The sequence below is a fragment of the Ensifer sp. GW101-20A05 genome, from assembly GCF_059424735.1.
The window spans coordinates 25,156-42,677 of the sequence record NZ_JBWKZT010000022.1 but is presented as its reverse complement, the minus strand read 5'-3'; the positions used below and the strand labels follow the sequence as shown (position 1 = coordinate 42,677).

At 58.7% G+C, this 17,522-nt stretch carries 19 protein-coding genes and 5 pseudogenes; 15 read left to right on the top strand and 9 right to left on the bottom strand.

Annotated features, from left to right (window positions below; translation table 11 throughout):
• The first annotated feature begins 107 nt into the window (after positions 1-107).
• The 3 genes from AC070A_RS31595 to AC070A_RS31585 all read left to right on the top strand — a co-directional run bounded on the left by AC070A_RS31595 (position 108) and on the right by AC070A_RS31585 (position 1,270).
• Positions 108-602: a DUF1097 domain-containing protein gene (locus AC070A_RS31595; RefSeq protein WP_112997096.1), complete on the top strand. Its 495-nt coding sequence runs from the start codon at positions 108-110 to the stop codon at positions 600-602.
• A 73-nt stretch (positions 603-675) separates the two neighbouring features.
• Positions 676-945: a hypothetical protein gene (locus AC070A_RS31590; protein WP_113737013.1), complete on the top strand. Its 270-nt coding sequence runs from the start codon at positions 676-678 to the stop codon at positions 943-945.
• Positions 946-1,108: 163 nt separating this feature from the next.
• On the top strand, positions 1,109-1,270 hold the full coding sequence (locus AC070A_RS31585) for a Thivi_2564 family membrane protein (protein ID WP_176707576.1): 162 nt from the start codon (positions 1,109-1,111) through the stop codon (positions 1,268-1,270).
• Between the two features lie 378 nt (positions 1,271-1,648).
• On the opposite strand, the pseudogene AC070A_RS31580 reads toward AC070A_RS31585, so the two are convergent.
• Positions 1,649-1,881 (bottom strand): annotated as a pseudogene (locus AC070A_RS31580) (leucine zipper domain-containing protein); the annotation flags it as partial.
• An 84-nt stretch (positions 1,882-1,965) separates the two neighbouring features.
• The gene (locus tag AC070A_RS31575) at positions 1,966-2,334 is read right to left on the bottom strand and encodes a hypothetical protein (protein WP_492383622.1); all 369 of its coding nucleotides are present in this window, start codon (positions 2,332-2,334) and stop codon (positions 1,966-1,968) included.
• A gap of 224 nt (positions 2,335-2,558) precedes the next feature.
• Between AC070A_RS31575 and AC070A_RS31570 the strand changes: the two genes are divergently transcribed.
• The 7 genes from AC070A_RS31570 to AC070A_RS31540 all read left to right on the top strand — a co-directional run bounded on the left by AC070A_RS31570 (position 2,559) and on the right by AC070A_RS31540 (position 7,068).
• Complete coding sequence (locus AC070A_RS31570) at positions 2,559-2,738, top strand: hypothetical protein (RefSeq protein WP_492383621.1); 180 nt, start codon at positions 2,559-2,561, stop codon at positions 2,736-2,738.
• A 115-nt stretch (positions 2,739-2,853) separates the two neighbouring features.
• The gene (locus AC070A_RS31565) at positions 2,854-2,997 is read left to right on the top strand and encodes a hypothetical protein (protein ID WP_492383620.1); all 144 of its coding nucleotides are present in this window, start codon (positions 2,854-2,856) and stop codon (positions 2,995-2,997) included.
• Positions 2,998-3,032: 35 nt separating this feature from the next.
• On the top strand, positions 3,033-3,182 hold the full coding sequence (locus AC070A_RS31560) for a hypothetical protein (RefSeq protein WP_492383619.1): 150 nt from the start codon (positions 3,033-3,035) through the stop codon (positions 3,180-3,182).
• A 351-nt stretch (positions 3,183-3,533) separates the two neighbouring features.
• Positions 3,534-3,824 carry a DUF1488 family protein gene (locus tag AC070A_RS31555; protein ID WP_113737026.1) on the top strand — a complete coding sequence of 97 codons (291 nt, stop codon included), beginning with the start codon at positions 3,534-3,536 and terminating at the stop codon, positions 3,822-3,824.
• The gene (locus AC070A_RS31550) at positions 3,818-4,630 is read left to right on the top strand and encodes a transglutaminase-like domain-containing protein (protein WP_113737015.1); all 813 of its coding nucleotides are present in this window, start codon (positions 3,818-3,820) and stop codon (positions 4,628-4,630) included. Before AC070A_RS31555 ends, AC070A_RS31550 begins: the two co-directional genes overlap by 7 nt.
• Positions 4,631-4,681: 51 nt before the next feature.
• A complete protein-coding gene (nhaA, locus tag AC070A_RS31545; protein WP_113737016.1) occupies positions 4,682-5,995 on the top strand; it encodes a Na+/H+ antiporter NhaA in 1,314 nt (437 codons plus the stop codon).
• A gap of 497 nt (positions 5,996-6,492) precedes the next feature.
• Positions 6,493-7,068: a DUF1003 domain-containing protein gene (locus AC070A_RS31540; protein ID WP_113737017.1), complete on the top strand. Its 576-nt coding sequence runs from the start codon at positions 6,493-6,495 to the stop codon at positions 7,066-7,068.
• 461 nt (positions 7,069-7,529) lie between these two features.
• On the opposite strand, the gene AC070A_RS31535 is transcribed toward AC070A_RS31540, so the two are convergent.
• From AC070A_RS31535 to AC070A_RS31525, 3 genes are all read right to left on the bottom strand, one after another.
• Positions 7,530-9,308, bottom strand: a complete 1,779-nt coding sequence (locus tag AC070A_RS31535; RefSeq protein ID WP_113737018.1) for an SLC13 family permease — start codon at positions 9,306-9,308, stop codon at positions 7,530-7,532.
• Positions 9,309-9,468: 160 nt separating this feature from the next.
• Complete coding sequence (locus AC070A_RS31530; protein WP_113737019.1) at positions 9,469-9,591, bottom strand: hypothetical protein; 123 nt, start codon at positions 9,589-9,591, stop codon at positions 9,469-9,471.
• Positions 9,592-9,649: 58 nt separating this feature from the next.
• Positions 9,650-9,991 carry a hypothetical protein gene (locus tag AC070A_RS31525; RefSeq protein WP_162770933.1) on the bottom strand — a complete coding sequence of 114 codons (342 nt, stop codon included), beginning with the start codon at positions 9,989-9,991 and terminating at the stop codon, positions 9,650-9,652.
• A 514-nt stretch (positions 9,992-10,505) separates the two neighbouring features.
• On the opposite strand from AC070A_RS31525, the gene AC070A_RS31520 reads away from it, so the two are divergent.
• From AC070A_RS31520 to AC070A_RS31510, 3 genes and pseudogenes are all read left to right on the top strand, one after another.
• A complete protein-coding gene (locus AC070A_RS31520) occupies positions 10,506-10,787 on the top strand; it encodes a hypothetical protein (protein ID WP_113737020.1) in 282 nt (93 codons plus the stop codon).
• Between the two features lie 38 nt (positions 10,788-10,825).
• Positions 10,826-11,022, top strand: a pseudogene (locus AC070A_RS31515) (hypothetical protein).
• Between the two features lie 49 nt (positions 11,023-11,071).
• Complete coding sequence (locus AC070A_RS31510; protein ID WP_057248419.1) at positions 11,072-11,332, top strand: hypothetical protein; 261 nt, start codon at positions 11,072-11,074, stop codon at positions 11,330-11,332.
• Positions 11,333-11,603: 271 nt separating this feature from the next.
• Here AC070A_RS31510 and AC070A_RS31505 read toward each other — a convergent pair whose 3' ends face one another.
• The 4 genes and pseudogenes from AC070A_RS31505 to AC070A_RS31490 form a co-directional block, all read right to left on the bottom strand.
• Positions 11,604-12,341 carry an NYN domain-containing protein gene (locus AC070A_RS31505; protein WP_113737021.1) on the bottom strand — a complete coding sequence of 246 codons (738 nt, stop codon included), beginning with the start codon at positions 12,339-12,341 and terminating at the stop codon, positions 11,604-11,606.
• A 92-nt stretch (positions 12,342-12,433) separates the two neighbouring features.
• Positions 12,434-12,666: pseudogene (locus AC070A_RS31500) on the bottom strand (hypothetical protein); the annotation flags it as partial.
• Between the two features lie 9 nt (positions 12,667-12,675).
• Positions 12,676-14,266 (bottom strand): annotated as a pseudogene (gene groL / locus AC070A_RS31495) (chaperonin GroEL).
• 139 nt (positions 14,267-14,405) lie between these two features.
• Positions 14,406-16,214, bottom strand: a complete 1,809-nt coding sequence (locus AC070A_RS31490) for an adenylate cyclase (RefSeq protein ID WP_492383618.1) — start codon at positions 16,212-16,214, stop codon at positions 14,406-14,408.
• 374 nt (positions 16,215-16,588) lie between these two features.
• Here AC070A_RS31490 and AC070A_RS31485 point away from each other — a divergent pair.
• Both AC070A_RS31485 and AC070A_RS31480 read left to right on the top strand, forming a co-directional pair.
• Positions 16,589-16,764, top strand: a pseudogene (locus tag AC070A_RS31485) (OmpA family protein); the annotation flags it as partial.
• Between the two features lie 30 nt (positions 16,765-16,794).
• Positions 16,795-17,487: a hypothetical protein gene (locus AC070A_RS31480; RefSeq protein ID WP_113737023.1), complete on the top strand. Its 693-nt coding sequence runs from the start codon at positions 16,795-16,797 to the stop codon at positions 17,485-17,487.
• Positions 17,488-17,522: the final 35 nt, after the last annotated feature.

The following is a 17,522-nucleotide window of genomic DNA, read 5'->3' as shown; positions in this document are numbered from 1 at the left end:
AAACGTTGAAGCAGTCCCAATCGTGACGGTGGGGCTGCTCCTCCAGATCGCGCACTATCACCTCCCGATTGCGGGTTTTCCACCACCGATGAAAACTGGAAAACGAGATGACTGACAAATCGAAAAACAAACCCATCCTGACGACCCTGAGATTCCATGCCATTACGCTAATCGCCGCCGTAGTTGCCGCGTTCGCGGCCACGTCTTCAGCAAGCCTTGGCTGGCCGGTTTGGGCAATGTTTATGGGATGGGTCGCGTTCTACACGCGTGGGCACTCTGCAAAGGACGCCTTCTGCAGCTATCTTTGCCTGGCGGCCGGAATAGCCATGGGAGTGGCAGCCGTGCTGGCAGTAGGAATGTTAGTCCCCGCGACTGGGCCATTGGCTTTCGGGATTGTCGTGTTCGTCGTTGCGATGATTGTTGTATCGCTGCGAGTGGCCGCTCCACTCAACAACATTCCAGCCTACTTCCTCGGCTTGATCACCTTCTTTGCAGCGCATCTCGAACCAGGTCTCCTCGCAGTCGCCGAACTCCTATCCGTCAGTGGTCTCGGTTCCGTTGCGGCCTGGTGGGCATCCCGCCTTCAGCGGCAGGTGGCGTAAAGGAACATTCCTCGCGTCCGGTCGCCGGCTGATTGGAGGCGAGGTCTCTCATCAAAATAGAGGATGTCGTGAAATGCATACCATCAAAGTCATTGCGGCGGGGCTCTTTGTTTGCGCCGGCATAATGCTGCTTTCCAAACTGTGGACGACAACAAAATCTTTGACGGGTGCAGCATTAAGCGTCTTCCTGGCCATCTGGTTGATCATTTCTGTCGTCAATCTTTGGATCGGTGTCTACCGTGCCGGCTATTCGATCGCAGACGAACTTCCGATCTTCGCTCTCGCGTTTTCCGTTCCCGCCATCGCAAGTCTGTTTGCCGCCTGGTTTCTGATAAATAATTAGACCTCCGGGGACGGCGAAGGGTACGGCACCAACCTGGAGCTGAACGAACCTTTGTCGACGTGGCCTCGATGCCGCCGCGTCCATGCCGCTCTTCCCTTTATAGAATTCAGCCATATTTACACCTTCACTGCCGGAAGGCGGTTCCTTCAAAGGGACCTGGGGCATGTCCATCATAATCAGCATCCTGATCACGGCCCTTGTCATCGCCTTGGTGCTGTACCTCGTGCAAAAACTTCCGATTGACTCGACGATGAAGCAGATGGCTCAGATCGTCGTTGTAGTCGTCGGCATAGTCTTGTTGCTCAGCTCGCTGGACGTATTCTGATCAGTGCACGGGGCTTGCCACTACTCGACTCAGCCGACGCCACCGGCCGGGAGTTGCTCTCAGCCCGCTTTTCCCGCCTTTGCGGTGCGGATTGGCGAAGGCGTCAACAAACCTGCGCGCCAGCCGGGGTTGCAAATCGCAAAAGGCTCAATTGTCGAACTGCTGAGCCGGCTCGCTTGAGCAGCGCTAGATGTGGAGCCTCAACAGGTTGTCTTCGGTTAGACCGAGGCGACTGATGGGTGTTTTGGACTTTAGGCTGAGGGTTTTCCTGAGGTGCTTGAGACCGAGGTGACGGCAAGCCCTGGCGAAGGCTTTCGATCTGTAGCAGGAGCCATAGCACCTACGGAAGGAGCGAGTGGACGCCGCTGAGACAGCGGTGCGCTCGACGACAATCCTTCCGGTCTGGCGCGGCATGCGGCCCGGCCGCAACGAGCGGTCCGCCATGCCGGCGCGTCCATCGCACTGGTAGCGCTCGATCCACCGCGCCACAATCTTCGCCGACACGCCGTAGACCTGCGCCGCCTCGGCCTTGAAAAGACGGCCTTCGCTGACGACCGTGCCATCTCCTCTCGACGCAATGGCGCCAAACGGGCGTTCTTGTGGATGTTCATTCGGACCCTCCGGTGCGTGCTGAAGCCTGGTAACTCCAGTCTCCCCGGTCCGCTCCGAACGGACAGCCTCCTGAAAGCTCACCGCTAGAGCAACTCATTCCGGTCCTTGGTCGCTCTTGCCCGCCGCCTTCTGCCCTGCGTGTCATCACCACTCCTGCCTTGAGTCTCGCTGCTCGGCGCGCCGCCTTCATTATCCCATTCTTCAAGCGAAACCCTCCTCCGCGCCGCGGAAGCAGGATCCGGGGTGTCGACGTCAAAACCCGCCACGGATGCTTCGCTGGTGATTGCATCCATGAGATCCGTGTCTGAAATATCCAGATCAGGGAATACGCGCCGCACTGCACCTAGGGCTTCAGACGTCGCAAAAGGCCGGGCTTCTTTTTGACACGCGCTCAGAAAGGCGCCGATCGCCGCGCGCACCTCAGGCGATATCGTTCGGGAGTGCTTTCTCATCATCACCTCCCAGTGCATGAGGCCTCTGAATCTAAACGCCGCCTGCGTCTCATAGTTCCTGGTTCCTGGCGAACTGCTACCGCCGGCGCAGACGGATGGGAGGCCTTCTCGCAGCAAACCCTGCGGATTAAGGGAGTGAATTGTATCCAGTTGAGACCTCTCCTTACTGTCGGCCGAAAACAAAGACGCCGAGGACCTTGTTTAAAGCCCATTTGAGGCCAATGATGAACGCTACAGACATTCTGCAGCGCAATGGCAACCCGACCCGCCGCGACGCAGCAACACATCTCTTTACCGTCGGTCAAGCCGTTCGGCTGAAGGGCGAGCATCGTGGATCGGCTCTGCCAGCGGACATCTACCACTTCACCTTCATGCGCCCGCCGAGCGACGGTTCGACGCAATAGCGCATTCGAAACGACGACGAACGTCATGATCGGGCGACGACGAAGGGCAGGCTCGAACCGGTGTGCATGGCGTCGGCCGATGACGGCGCAACTCTCACCGAAAGGATGTTCGGTCATGGCCAACGGACAGAAACGCAGCAATCGCGAAATCAGAAAGCCGAAGCAGAAAAAGGCTTCGCCCAATCTTGAAAGCCAGTTCGGCAACCAGGTCAGGGCCGCCGCGACCGCCAAAGCATCGTTCGGCAAGGGCAAGCACTGACAATACGACGCTTCTGCAGAACGGAGAGCATGGCGATGAAGATCGTGATTGAGTTCTACCGGGTCCGAAATGTGGACGACGCGCATGCGGTCCTCGACCGCGAGAGCGTGGAAGCTGCCGATCTCGACGAGGCGATAGAGTTTGCGCTGGATCTTTCGAGGACGCTCGACATGCCACAGCCATGACCATCGCCGACGGTGATGGAAGCACGATCCATTCAAGCAGGCTCGGCTCCATCGAAAATCTTGATGAAAGGCCACCATCATGAACGCTCGCCGCAATGAAATTGAAGCCGGGCGACATGCACTTGCAATCAGCATTTGGGAAAATGAAGGTGGGACGTCAGCACCCGAGCTAATGGATCATCAATACGGCCGCCACATTGAAACGGATCGCCCCTGGAGGATCTATCACGTCTCCATAGGCGCACCGGCGCCTGTCGACGACAACCTTCGCTATATAGAGCGGCGGATAAAGCGGATCAGCCTATCGGCACCAACGCGGCCCGCGTCGCGCGAAACAGAGGTTCGCTAATGATGACGCTGTTACTTCCGAATCCGAGCCGCAGCGTCGATGAAAAGCGAAACGCCGTCCGCTTCATCGGCCATGACGGTATGTTCGAGGTGCGGTTCTTCGTCGAGGCCGAGGCGCTCGTGATGGCGGATGCCGAATTGGGCAGGTCGGAAATCTCGGAATCGAAGCTCCTTACTGCTTTCGACGCGTTGCGCCTTTCCATCTACAAAGTCGGACGCAAGGCCTATTCCAGTGGCCGCGATTCCTACACACTGACCGCCGCCGATTTCCGCCAGGATGGATTCAGATGCTGATCCGCTACGGCTATGAGATCACGCTGAACTTCCAACAACCGACCGCGTTGGTATGCCTGCTGTCGGTCCACGAGGATCGCGCGGCCGATATCCGGGTTCCTGAAACGATAGTCACTGCCCCCGATGTGCCGACATCGACCTATCGCGATCTCTTCGGCAACCGATGCCGGCGGCTTGTCGCGCCGGCGGGTGACCTGACGATATGGGGCGATGCCACAATCGAGGACGACGGCAAACCGGATAAAGTGCTGCCAGCCGCCCAGGAGCTCCCGGTGCCGGAGTTGCCGGACGATTGCCTCACCTACCTCATGGGCAGCCGCTATTGCGAAACCGACCGTCTCAGTCAGAGCGCTTGGGACATGTTCGGCACGGTCGCGCCCGGTTGGGGTCGTGTGCAAGCGATCTGCGATTTCGTCCACCACCATATCCGCTTCGACTATATGCAAGCCCGGTCGACGCGGACGGCCTTCGAAGTCTTTCATGAGCGCGTTGGTGTCTGCCGCGACTTTGCACATCTTGCGGTCACGCTTTGCCGCTGTCTCAACATTCCCGCGCGCTATATCAACGGTCATCTCGGCGACATCGGCGTCCCGGTCTTCGACCCGATGGATTTCAGTGCCTGGGTCGAGGTCTTCCTGGACGATGGATGGCACACGTTCGATCCGCGCAACAATACGCCGCGTGTCGGCAGGATCGTGGTTGCGCGCGGCCGTGACGCGGCCGATGTCCCTCTCATCAACTCGTTCGGGCCACACGTCCTCAAGTCGTTCCGGGTGTGGACTTATGAGGTGCCGGCCTTGCAATAGCCCGCTGGGAACATTGCCAGTCGCGATCAAAACGCAGGAGCGGTTCACGGCATGAAGGACAGCCTCTCACAGCTTCCAAGGGAACCCGCGGATCGGCTTACTAAGCCATTCATTCGATTCCTCCGCATTGAGGCTACGGCGGGCATTATCCTGCTGCTCAGCACGCTCTTGGCGCTAGGCCTCGCAAACACAGCGTGGTCGTCGTCGTTCCTCGCCTTATGGGAGATGCCCGCGGGCGTCAGAGTTGGCGACATCGAGACCTATCGTTCTCTGAAGCACTGGATCAACGACGGGCTGATGACGCTCTTTTTCTTCGTCATCGCCCTTGAGCTAAAGCGCGAGCTGGTGCTGGGGGAGCTACGCAATCCGCGAATAGCCGCTCTACCCATCGCCGCCGCTCTCGGGGGAATGGCTGTGCCGGCCGGACTGTTTTCGCTGCTTGTCGGCGGCGGGCCGGGTGCGAGCGGCTGGGGCACTGTGATGTCCACGGATACGGCCTTCGTCATCGGGTGCCTTGCGGTGCTCGGTTCGCGCGTGCCAGGGAGCTTGCGGCTGTTCCTGCTCTCACTTGCGATCTTCGATGACGTCGGCGCCATCCTGATCGTGGCGATCGGCTATGGCGAACCCTTGAATTGGGTCGCACTCGGAACCGCCGGTCTCGGCCTTGCCGTCGTATCTGGAATCGCGCGTCTGGGCATCCGCAGCATTCCGGTCTATTTCGCGATAGGTGGCGGCATCTGGCTGGCATTCGACGCATCGGGCGTCCACGCGACGCTCGCCGGAGTGATTCTTGGCTTAATGACGCCGGCGCGGAGGTGGGTAAGTGACACCCGCCTCCATGCGATACTCGACCGGGTGATCGCTCATCCGCCCGGCGACCATTGGAGCCGCGACACCGTGGCACGCAGCGACCTCCATCGGGCAGACGTCGCGACCCGCGAGGCACTGTCGCCGATCGAGCGCCTCGAGATTGCTCTCCATCCCTGGGTCGCATTCATGATCATGCCGTTTTTTGCCCTCTCTAACGCGGGCGTTCCGATAGGCGACGCAAACTTCGACATTCCCCTCACGATCGCAATCTTCGCCGCCTTCGTGGTTGGCAAGCCCGTTGGCATTGTGCTCTTCAGTTTCCTCGCCGTGAAACTGCGCTTTGGGACTCGTCCAGACGAGCTATCGTGGAGTCTGTTGGCAGCCGGAAGCCTGCTGGCCGGGATCGGCTTCACCATGGCTCTGTTCATTGCCGACCTTGCTTTCGAGCCCGAGCTTCTGAACTCCGTCAAGCTCGGCGTTCTCGGCGCTTCCATCATCTCGGCAGCCCTGGGTCTCCTGGCATTGACCTTGCTGACGTCTCCTGGCAGACGGTAGTCCAGCTCGCTCCGTCGGCAGGCCCCTTGCCGATCTGCGTTCCGGCCGGCCCCACGGCCGTTATGGTCAGGACCCCCACGCCGCAGCAGGATACCGATCCGCGTTCTATTGTCTGGATCGGCGATTGCCTGCCCTCAACTCGCGATAGACGCGGCGGCATAGTAGCAGCCCGTCTTCCCGATGTTCGAACAGCCACTGCCCCTCGATCGCGGGAGCATGAGCGCAGTTCATTGGGCTAAACCTCACAGAGTCCGGATTACCTGATTGAAAAGCGTAGTAATATTCCGATTCTGACGTGCTGGTCTGCGCGCCACCTTCCGAACCAGGCTCAGGATCCTTCCTCCTTGCGTGGATCGTCGCCAACCTGACGCAAGAGCTGGGTCGAGTAATGGTTCAAGCTTTGGAGTGACCGTTTTGCATGCGACTGTTGCTCCGTTGCGGAACCAGCGATTTGGTGAAGGCTGCAACTGGTGAGCGCCTGAATCGTGGAGGAAGGTATGTCCAGGGAAACAGAAGAGAACATCGACGAACGGCAAGAGATTGCCGACCGTGCGAGCCGCTATTTGGGAAGGCCGGCCGCGTTGCTTACGGATCGAGAACGCGCGGTTTTTCGACGCCATCTCGCCCGACGCGCAATAACGCGGGACCCGAATCGCTCTTTTGACGAGAAGCTGACGTCCGGGCAACGTTTGGCAGACAAAGTGGCCGAGTTCGGTGGCTCGTGGACCTTCATCATGACTTTCGCGCTAGTACTCGCGCTGTGGGTCGGAGCGAATGTACTTGCAACTACCCGCGCCTTCGATCCTTATCCCTTCATCTTTCTCAATCTCATTCTATCGATGCTGGCAGCCGTTCAAGCACCCGTGATCATGATGAGCCAGAACAGGCACTCAATCAAAGATAGGGTCGATGCGACACACGACTATGAGGTTAACCTGAAGGCGGAAATTGAGATCATGGCGCTGCATGACAAGCTGGATCAGATGCGCGACATTGAACTGAAATCCCTGATTGACAAGCAGCAGCAACAAATCGAGCTGCTGGCAGGACTTCTCATCAATCGCAGCAAATAGGTCGTTGGCGCATGTCACTCAGATAGTCATTCGGACGAATGACAATTCCCTTGGCTACCTTGGGTCGAACAGGTAGACCGCAATCAGCAAGGCCCATGGTTTGAGACATTCGCTAGCCTGCAAAGAACGAACTCACAAGCGCTTCACGGCCCGTCACTTGTCCATGGTCATGGCGAGAAAATGGGAAGCTATCCCGGTGGCTTCTCCTCCGCGCCCCAATTAAGGGCACCGGGTTCCCACCAATCCATCGGTGGCGTACTGCGCATGAATTCACTCTTGCTTCCCGGCGTCGGAAAGCTGAAAATTCGACGCTCTCGGTCTTATCGTATTTCTATTGGGCGGACACGGCGGCATTGGCGCCTTGGCGTCGTGGCGATCGATCTGCTCATTCTGGTCCCGACGGGCAGACTTTAGGCTGACGCCACGGTGAACCTGAAATCGGAATTGAAACGACGCTTGCACTAAACGGGCGGCCAAAACCACAGGATCAGTGGCACGCCGATTAAGACCACAATGAACGAGAGCGGCAGCCCCAACTTCCAATAGTCGCCGAAGCGATAGCCGCCCGGGCCCAGCACCAGGGTGTTGCACTGGTGTCCAACAGGCGTGAGAAAATCACAAGCCGCCCCCACCGCGACTGCCATCAGAAATGCATCCGGATTGTAGCCAAGGCGCTGAGCAAGGGTGACCGCGATCGGGGCGACTACGAGAACGGTGGCTGCATTGTTCAGAAACGGGGTTGCTGCCATTGCGACCACCATGATCATTGCAAGGGCCCCATAGGGGGGCAAGGTGGTAGCAAGTTGAGCAAGGCCTCCGGCGATAAGGTCGGCACCACCGGTCGCACGGATCGACTCGCTGACCGGAATGAGAGCGCCCAGCATTATCAGGATGGGCCAATCGACAGCCTCGTAAGCTTCCCGAAGCGAAAGTGATCCGAGCAGTACCGTCAGCACAGCAGCCGTAAAGAAGGCCGTGGCGACGGGCAACAGGCCGAATGCCGTTAGCACCATGGCACCAGCCAGGACCACCACCGGAATCAGACCTTTTCGGGGATTCCCCAAGCGGATTTCGCGCCCGGCCAACGGAAGAAGTCCGAGTTCCATCAACCTGTTCGGGAGAAGCACGAGATCGCCCTTCAAAACGAGAACGTCGCCTGATCTTAACACGATGTCGCGCAATCGATCAGTGAAGCGCTCGCTGCTTCGGCTTACTGCGAGCAGATTGATGTTGAAGCGATCATGCAGCGCCAAACGCTTGGCGGTTTGCCCGATCAAGACTGATTTCGGGCCGATCACCGCCTCAATTCCTGCAATTTCCTCGTCGGTTCCCTTCGCTTCCGTGGGGCGGTCGTGCCCCTCCAGTTCCAGACGTGCACGACTGATGCCTCGCTCGAGCGCCTGAGGGTCTCCCTCCAACAGAACGATATCCCCTTGGCGGAGTTCCACGTCCGGCAGTGGAGTCACGCGCTCGACCCGATTGCGAATGAGGCCAGTGACAAGGACCTCCTCGTCCAACAAGATCGACAGGTGGCTGATCGACTTGCCGATGACGGACGAAGTGGCAGTAACACGCGCCTCTGTCATGTAGTCCTTGATGTTCAGCGCCTTCTCCATTGTCGCGACCGCCTTGCGTTCCTTGGGAAGCAGCCGGTAGCCAAACGCCAGAAAGACTACTCCCGCTGCGGCAAGCCCTATGCCGACGGGGGTGAAATCGAACATGTTGAATGGGCGGCCCGTCAGTTCTTCGCGCATTCGGGAGACGACGATGTTCGGCGATGTGCCGACGAGGGTCATGAGCCCACCAAGCAAGGAACCAAACGCCATCGGCATGAGAAAAGACGAGGGGGAAGCTTTCGACCGGCGCGCCATCTGGAATGCGACTGGGATCATCATCGCCAGTGCGCCGATGTTCTTAATGAAGATGGAGAGAACCGAGACAGTCGTCACGAGAATGACAACCTGACCCTGCACAGAGGTCACGCTGGGCGCCACCCGATGGAGCAATGCCTCTATGACGCCACTGCGCTCAATCGCGGCGCTGACGACAAGCGCGCTGGCTACAATGATGACAATATCGTCCCCGAAGCCGGAGAACGCTGCCTTGTGCGGCACGATACCGGTGAAAACTGCGGCAAGCAGCGCGAGAACTGCAATGAGGTCGTAGCGGAGCCGTCCCCATATGAAAGCGACCATCAGGCTGATCAGAATGGCGAAGGCGAACGCCTGAGCCTGTGTCATGGATAAAGTCCCGACCTACTTTTCCCAATGCCAGGTCCATTTTACTCGCCTGAAAGATCTAATGTCGGGATAACTTACCGGCCTCATTCAACAGCGCGGCACCTCGAAAGTCCGTGCAGGGTGTTTTCCAGCTTCGTAAAGCGGATGCACGCATAGACGACTACAGGATGCTTCCGAACAGGACCGAATAGACAATCACAGCAATCGCCAGCGTAAACGCAAGCGATACGGACAGGCGCGTGAAATCGTAGGTACTGAAGCGGGCGGGGATGAAGTTTTTCATTGCGATCTCCTATTTTCCGTTCTGGTTGGTCTACCTATTACGCGGCGTCTGCTGCGCTTCAGGATAGTGAGCGACGGCGGCTCGTGCTGACCTTGCCGAGGACGTCCGCTGGAACTTGGATATCGGTCATAATGGTTGCTACCAGTTCGTCGCGCTTCGCACGATTGTCGTAGCCTTTAAGTGCTGCGAGGTCCGTGCTGCTGGCAGTTGCCATTCGCCCTGCCGCACTTGAACAGATGCCCGCAAGCGCAGCCACTCTGGCCTCGTCGGACGCCTGAGTGCTGGCAGTTGTGGTGGTAATCCATCCAGCATTGAAACCGATGATCGGTGCCGCGAAAAGTCCAACGACTAGACCGATTGCATAGGGCTTTGTCCGCTCAAGGACTTGATCGAGTGTCATGATTGCATTCCCTCTAATCAGGTGATTATCGGGATCGTTGCGGGCCCGCGCTCCGACCAGGAGCCAATGGCAACCCAGATTTTTTACAGTGCGCTTTAAAAGAATTAATGTAAACAACCAATTAAAATCCTCATTCAAGAATATATTTCAACTAATGATCGTGCATGATTTTGGGCCGAAAACGACAAATTTCGATTTTATCAGTGCTACTATATTTATAGTGTCCGAACATTTTTTCGCTAAAACAGATTTTCAATCAATAAACATAGTAAAGCCGTTTTCAAGGCATACAGATTTATGATGGTTTTGAGGCCAGCTTGGCTTTTTGCTTCATCAGAGGCAGTAGGCCCGCCAAACTCACCAATCTCGATTCCGCATGTTCAGGTGCGGGGCCGTCGTTACGAGCGTCGTCCGTTGAGGCTATAGCGACGGTAGCTGTTCGCGCTACTATTGGCGGCAAACGGCCGATCCTGGCTGAATCTCGCCGACGTATGCCACAGAAAAGGAGGGCAGCATGTTTGCCCGGACGAAACATCGAACAGTCCATTTCGACCAACCATTCTGGATGCCAAAGCTCGGTGAGATAGTGGCTCCTGGCGACTACCAAGTCGATGAGGACGAGGAGTTGATCGAAGGCATCTCGTGGCTCGCCTATCGCCGTGTGGCGACCTTTATCACGATACCAGCCACGGCCGCGAACAAATACCGAATGCGTCTGGTAGCGATTGATCCCGAGGATCTTGAACGCCTGATAGCCGTCGATCGCCACGAAGCCGCAATCTCGCCGTCACCCTAACCGTGACCGCAACGTTAATGCGTCAGCATTGATTCCCGATCGGTCTGTTGGCGCGCCTTAAAGATCGCGCAAATATTTCACCCCGTCCGGCGGAAACGATCACATCATGGCCAAACTCCCCTTCAGGGACAACTCGCCTCGGTATCGCATCCGCAATGATGAAGTCGGCCAAGAGCGGGTGAGCAACGAAGATAATCTGCGGCCGATTGAACGGGGCATGGCGCTCGATAACTGAGCAGCGTCGCCAGTCGTGGCACAGGCGACCGCCGCAAGGAGGGCCGCAGATGAAAAGCAAACACGAAGAACACGCGCTCGTCATCAGCGCATGGGAATCCGAAGGGGGCGCGCCGAACAGATCCGGACAGCTCGATCAGTATGGTCGCCGTTTCGACGGAGACGGAACCTATTCGATCTATCACGTCTTCACGGGAGAGACCGCAGAAATAGGCCCTTGGAAGATGGAGGGGCTCAGCCCTAAAAATGCAGTGCGGGCGCTGCGTATTCTCAATACCCCCAAGCTGGCCGGCGATCGCCTCCACCTGTGAACAAACACCCGTAGCGCTTTTTTTGACGGGAGGCCCCGCGGTACGGCGCGTCCTTAACATACCGTCGGCTGAAGCCCAATTATGTCGGAGATCGCTACTCCATGCTGCAGAGCCCGCTACGGAGCTGATACGGCCGTTTGCACTCCCAGGCGTTAGCGGAAGAATCGATATGCGCATTCTCTGGAATACTTGATCTCTGAACGCGGCGACCGCAACGGCTGATTTTGGCGTCTGGTGCGAATTTAGGTTGGAAGGCGTATGCCTGCAATCGCTACTGGGCCTTGGTTCCTTGCTTCAGGCGAATGCTGACGGGTCTACCCTCCGCCTGCTGGACCTCGAACTTGTTTGTCTTTCGGATGAGGTCGCTGAGCTTTCGAAACCCGAAGGTACGCGGATCAAAGTCTGGTGCCAAGTTGAGCAGTTGCTTGCCAACGGTACCGAGGTTTACCCACCCTTCCTCGGTTTCTTCTTGGGCAAGAACTTTTTTTATCAACGGCACGGCGGCGCTCACCGGTTGCAAAGACTTTGCGGCTGATCCGGCATTCTGTTCGTCTTTCACCGCGCCTGGGAGCAGGTTCTCAGTGTAGATGAATCGGCGGCAGGCCTGCCGGAAGCTCTCCGGAGTCTTTTGTTCGCCAAAGCCAAAAACGTCGATGCCCTGCTCGCGAATACGGGCGGCCAGACGCGTGAAATCGCTGTCGGACGAAACGAGGCAGAAGCCATCAAAACGACCACTATGCAGCAGATCCATGGCGTCGATCACGAGCGTGATATCTGAAGCGTTCTTGCCGGTCGTGTAGGCGAACTGCTGCTGCGGAATGATCGCGTGTTTCGCAAGCACATCCGCCCATGCCTTGGAACGCGTGCCCGAGAAATCGCCGTAAATGCGGCGGACGCTGGCCTCCCCGATCTTTGCCACCTCTTCGAACAACCCGTCGGCGATCTTTGCCGAGGTGTTGTCGGCGTCGATAAGGACCGCAAGGCGTGGTGATCGAGGCTCAGACGGCATGCTTTGCTCCTCTCGTCCAATCGTCTAAGCTTAGCAGCCGCTTCGCCATCGCACTATCCGGCTTTCGAGCCAGCACTCTTGTTCGCCCGCATCAGTGCCATCAGCATTGGGCCGAGCGAGAATTCCCCTCGCCGCGCCGCTGCGCGTGACGTGCCGCCCGTCACCCAGCCGCCCCAGCTGAATCCGATGATCATTGTGGCGAGCGCCGTGGCGACGCAGGCCCATACGAGAAACTCTTGGATTGCTGGTAGCTCTCGAAACGCTGGGCGATCGAAACGGTTCTGTTTGGGCTCCGCCGCCCAGCCGTGCTGACCGAACGATCCAGGCACTGTTCTCAGTATCCCATCCCACCCATGCCGCCGTTACCGGCCGGCCGGGCGGCTTCTCTTGAGGGAATGTCGGCGATCATCGCTTCGGCAGTGATCAGAAGTGCCGCGATTGAGCCGGCGTCCTGCAAAGCGGTCCGCACGACCTTCGCCGGGTCGACGATGCCAGCTTTGATCATATCGACATAGGTCTCCCTCTGCGCGTCAAAGCCCTGGTCGTGATCCCTGCTGTCGGTGAGTTTTCCCACGACGATCGAGCCTTCGACACCGGCGTTCTCGGCGATCTGCCGGATCGGGGTTTCAAGCGCCCTGAGCACGATCGAGATGCCCGCTGTGACGTCCGCATTCGCTCCCGTCAGTCCGACCAGGACCGACCTGGTGCGCAACAGGGCAACACCACCGCCAGGAACAATGCCTTCCTCAGCCGCGGCGCGTCGTGGCGTTTAGGGCATCGTCGATGCGGTCCTTCTTTTCCTTGACCTCGATTTCGGTCGCGCCGCCGACGCGGATTACCGCGACGCCGCCGGCGATTTTCGCCAGGCGTTCCTGCAGTTTTTCTTTGTCATAGTCGGAGGTCGTCTCCTCGATCTGTGCCTTGATCTGCTGGATGCGCGCCTGGATGGTCGCTTTATCGCCGGAGCCGTCGATGATCGTGGTGGTGTCCTTCTCGATCAGCACGCGCTTGGCGCGGCCGAGCATGTCGAGCGTAACGTTCTCGAATTTGATGCCGAGATCCTCGGAGATCATCTGGCCGGCCGTGAGGACGGCAATGTCTTCCAGTATGGCCCTGCGGCGGTCGCCGAAGCCCGGCGCCTTGACGGCAGCGACCTTCAGGCCACCGCGCAGCTTGTTTACGACCAGCGTCGCCAGAACCTCGCCCTCGACATCCTCGGAGAGGATCAGCAACGGTTTGCCGCTCTGCACGATCGCCTCGAGTATCGGCAGCACCGCTTGCAAATTGCCAAGCTTCATTTCGTGGATGAGGATGTAGGGGTCCTCCAACTCCACGCGCATCTTCTCGGCATTGGTGACGAAATAGGGCGAGAGATAACCGCGGTCGAATTGCATGCCCTCGACAACGTCGAGTTCGGTCTCGGCAGTCTTGGCTTCCTCGACGGTGATGGCGCCTTCATTGCCGACCCTGTCCATCGCCTTGGCGATCATCTCGCCGACTGTCGCGTCGCCATTGGCGGCGATGGTGCCGACTTGCGCAATCTCGCCCGAGGACTTGACCTTCTTGGCCCGCGCCTGGATTTCCTTGACGACAGCAGCGACACCAAGGTCGATGCCACGCTTGAGATCCATGGGGTTCATGCCGGCGGCGACGAGCTTGACACCTTCGCGCAGGATGGAGGCAGCGAGCACAGTCGCCGTCGTGGTGCCGTCACCGGCGAGGTCGTTGGTCTTAGAGGCCACCTCGCGCACCATCTGCGCGCCCATGTTCTCGAACTTGTCGGCCAGCTCGATTTCCTTGGCAACGGCGACGCCGTCCTTGGTGATGCGCGGCGCGCCATAGGCCTTCTCGATGACAACATTGCGCCCCTTGGGACCCAGCGTCACCTTGACGGCGTTGTTGAGCAACTCGACACCGCGTAGCATGCGATGGGTTCGCCCTCGATTGAAACCCAACACATCCGAAGCTTACTTCGGCGAGAAAACCTATCTCTCAAAGGCGTATAGCGCCCGTAATTATGGTATGTTCCTGTGTCGTGACGGCCGTCTTTGTGTGGATCAGCCCCTAGGGCCGAGAGACCGGGGCCCCCTTCGGAAGCAGCATCGATGCCTGAACTTCGTCCACCGCTGGCAGCCCGGCCTTCCTGATGTCGGCGACCATTCTCGCCCGATCAGCGGGCTGGAAGTTGCGCGATTTCAGTTCAGCCACGATGTTCGGAATGAAATCGGGGTGCATCTCGTCCAATTGCTTGGCCTCCCGGCGGGCGTCGTCCATCATGTTCGCGTTCACGTAAATGACTGCTGCAACCGCGTGGTAGAGCGGAAACGTCTGCAGATCCGCCTGGCGGATTTCGATCACTGCAGTTCGGTTGTCACGCAACATATAGGCGGCGAGCGCACGTGTCCCGTGATAGTAGCCACCGCCGCTGGGGTTGAGCTCGATGGCGCGATCCAGTAAAGCTGCCCCACGCTCCCATTGCCCACTTTGGGCAACAAGAGTGCCGAACTCGCCCAGAAGCTCGGTATCGTTAGGGTTGGTCTCCAACGCTTGTTCGCCGACTTTGAACGCCTCCGGAACCTGCTGGTTGAAGAACAGCGCAGTCATTAAAGCCTGCAGGGCACGGGTGTTGCCCGCATCCAGTTGAACTGCGCGCCGAGCGGCGCCTAGGCTGCGCTCGACCGGCGTCGGCGTGCCGGACCTTGTGTTGAACCGAAAACGTTCCTCGTCGAGATAGATGATCGAGAGCATGGCCCAGCCCGTAGCGAAGGTTGGGTAGCGTTCGATGGCGTTCTCGAGGCAACTCCGCACGTTCGCATGCTGCTTCACCGTCAACTCGGCGCGATAGGCGTAGAAACCAAGCGTGCAGGTGTATAGGCCAACATCGTCAGGGGGAGGGTTGACGGCATCCGCTTGGGCCATGATTCCATATGGCTGAGCGACCGTGGTCGCAACCTTGTTGGCAACGTCGGATTGAATACTGAACAGATCGCGGCTGTGAATGTCGTCGTCGTAGGTCTCGGACCAGAGAATCTTGTCTGTCTCGGTATCAACCAGACGTGCTGTCACGCGCACCCGCTGGCCTGCAACACGCACGCCCCCGGCGAGTAGGAACCGCGCACCAAGCTCGCCGCGCACCTGAGAGGCGGGCACTCCCGGCAACAGCGATTTGGACATCTCACGCCCGAACACGTGGATTTCCTTGAAGCGAGGGAGGACCGTCAGCAATTCCTCGGTCAGACCAGCCGAGTAAAGCTCCGCTTGTGGCCCATCGCCAAGATCGGTGAACGGGGCGACGAGCAGCGTCGGACCTCCCTCGGAGAGGAGGGCGTTCGACCGGCCGGGCAACAGGAGAGAGGATAAGGCGAAAGCGGCAATGCTAATGCCGAGCATTGCGCCAGCCCCGATCCCTACTGCCGTCATACGGCGCAACTGGACGCGAAAGCCGCGCACTGCAAGTGTCTTGGCTCCCTCCGCAGAACTAGCTTCGAATGCGCCGTTCCACTCGAAAGACGGCGCGTATCCACCTTTGGGGATGTCGATCCTTATCGGATCACACTGGCCCGCGACCAAGTAATAGCGCTCCAGCATGCGACGGAGGCGTCCCGCCTCGATCCGGACAACGGGATCGTCCTGCGTGAACCCTTCGCTCCGCTTGAACACCTCGACCGCAATGGAGTAGCCCTTGAGCCGCCCCGCACGACCCGCGAGAGCTTCTTCCGTGACATAGGTCAGGAACGCGGCACTACGACCAACATGCGGGAATTCGGGGCTGGTAATGATGCGGTCGAGTTGAGCGCGGATGTCATCCGGGCTCGGAGCAGGGCGAGATGGGGGCGACGCAGCCTCGTCCCAGGCTGACAATTCGTTCTGCATGGCTTGCACCTCAGCCACTTTACTACAGATTATATTCACTTTCGAATGCAACCTACTGCTGAAACTGGTCTTCGTCCAGAGAGGCCCCTGAACATACTGGCTGCGTCCAGTTCTCCTGATCCGAAGCAACGTGCTCCTGTCGAAATGGCCGGCACACGATCTACCGAAACTACGTCCTGCCGGATTGTAGGTTACTGTTAGATACCTTGCACTTTCGACTTCGCAGTTCACAGGTTGATGGGAAACCTTCCATCTCCAAGTCAAACCTTAATCGAGGGCGAGACATGCGCAGGTCCAACCGGGTCATATTGTTGCTTTCCTCAACCATCCTCGCAGTTGCTATGGTTGAGGCATCTGCCCAGGAACGCCACGCCTACTTCAGCCAGAAACGCGCCGACGCTATCAATGAGGCGCTCTCGACCACTTTTGCGGTTTCCCCGACCGCCTTTTTTCAGTGGGTGCCGGAGAGGAATGGCCGATCGATCCGGATCATCCGGGGTCGGCCGACAACCGGCGCGTCCAGTTGATCAACCTGGGACTTTTGAAGTAGCGGGCTCGTGGCCCAACCGGAGGACGAACATTGCCTAGGATCTCACATATCTGCATAGCCGCTTTCGCGGCGGCCTTCGTTTCCACGTCGCCGGCCCTCGGGCAGGACGCCATCTCGGCTCCCGCCCAGAAGACGATCGGGGCGACGAAATCTAAAATGGTGCCGTCGCTGGCTGTCCTCAATTCCGCAGGCGCAAAGCTTGAGAACGGCAAGCTGACGATGAGCGGTATTTCCGCGGTTTCAATCGTCTTCGCCGACCGCCCGGTGCGCTCTGCAGGTCATGTCCTGACCTCCGAATTCATCAATCAATGGGGCGAGGGAGCGGACAGCTTCGCCAAGGACCCGCCCAATGCGACGATATCGGTCTTGAGTGCCAAGGGAGATTCCGTTGCCGATGCGGTGGTCGTCCTGAAGACGCCGAAGCTCGAAGGCGCAAACCTGACCTTTGAGGTCGCGGTCCTCGAAGGCGATCTCGCCGGAGCAGATGGCCCCGCGTCGCTATTCATCGACTGGTTTGCGGCACGCGGTCCTTATGGCGGCGTTGCGGTTGGAGGCGCTGGTTTTCGTGCTCCTGTCTGGCGTGGCGCCTACTATGCGCACCCGGCCTATGGGGGAGCCGTCGCAGCGGGGGCCGTGCTGGGAGCGGCTGCTGTGGCGTCCGAATATCACCCGTACTATCGCCCGCCGACATGCGGGTACTACCCCTATCCGCCCTGCTACTGAACTCTCAGGGGGAGGGACGCAAAACTAGGCAAACA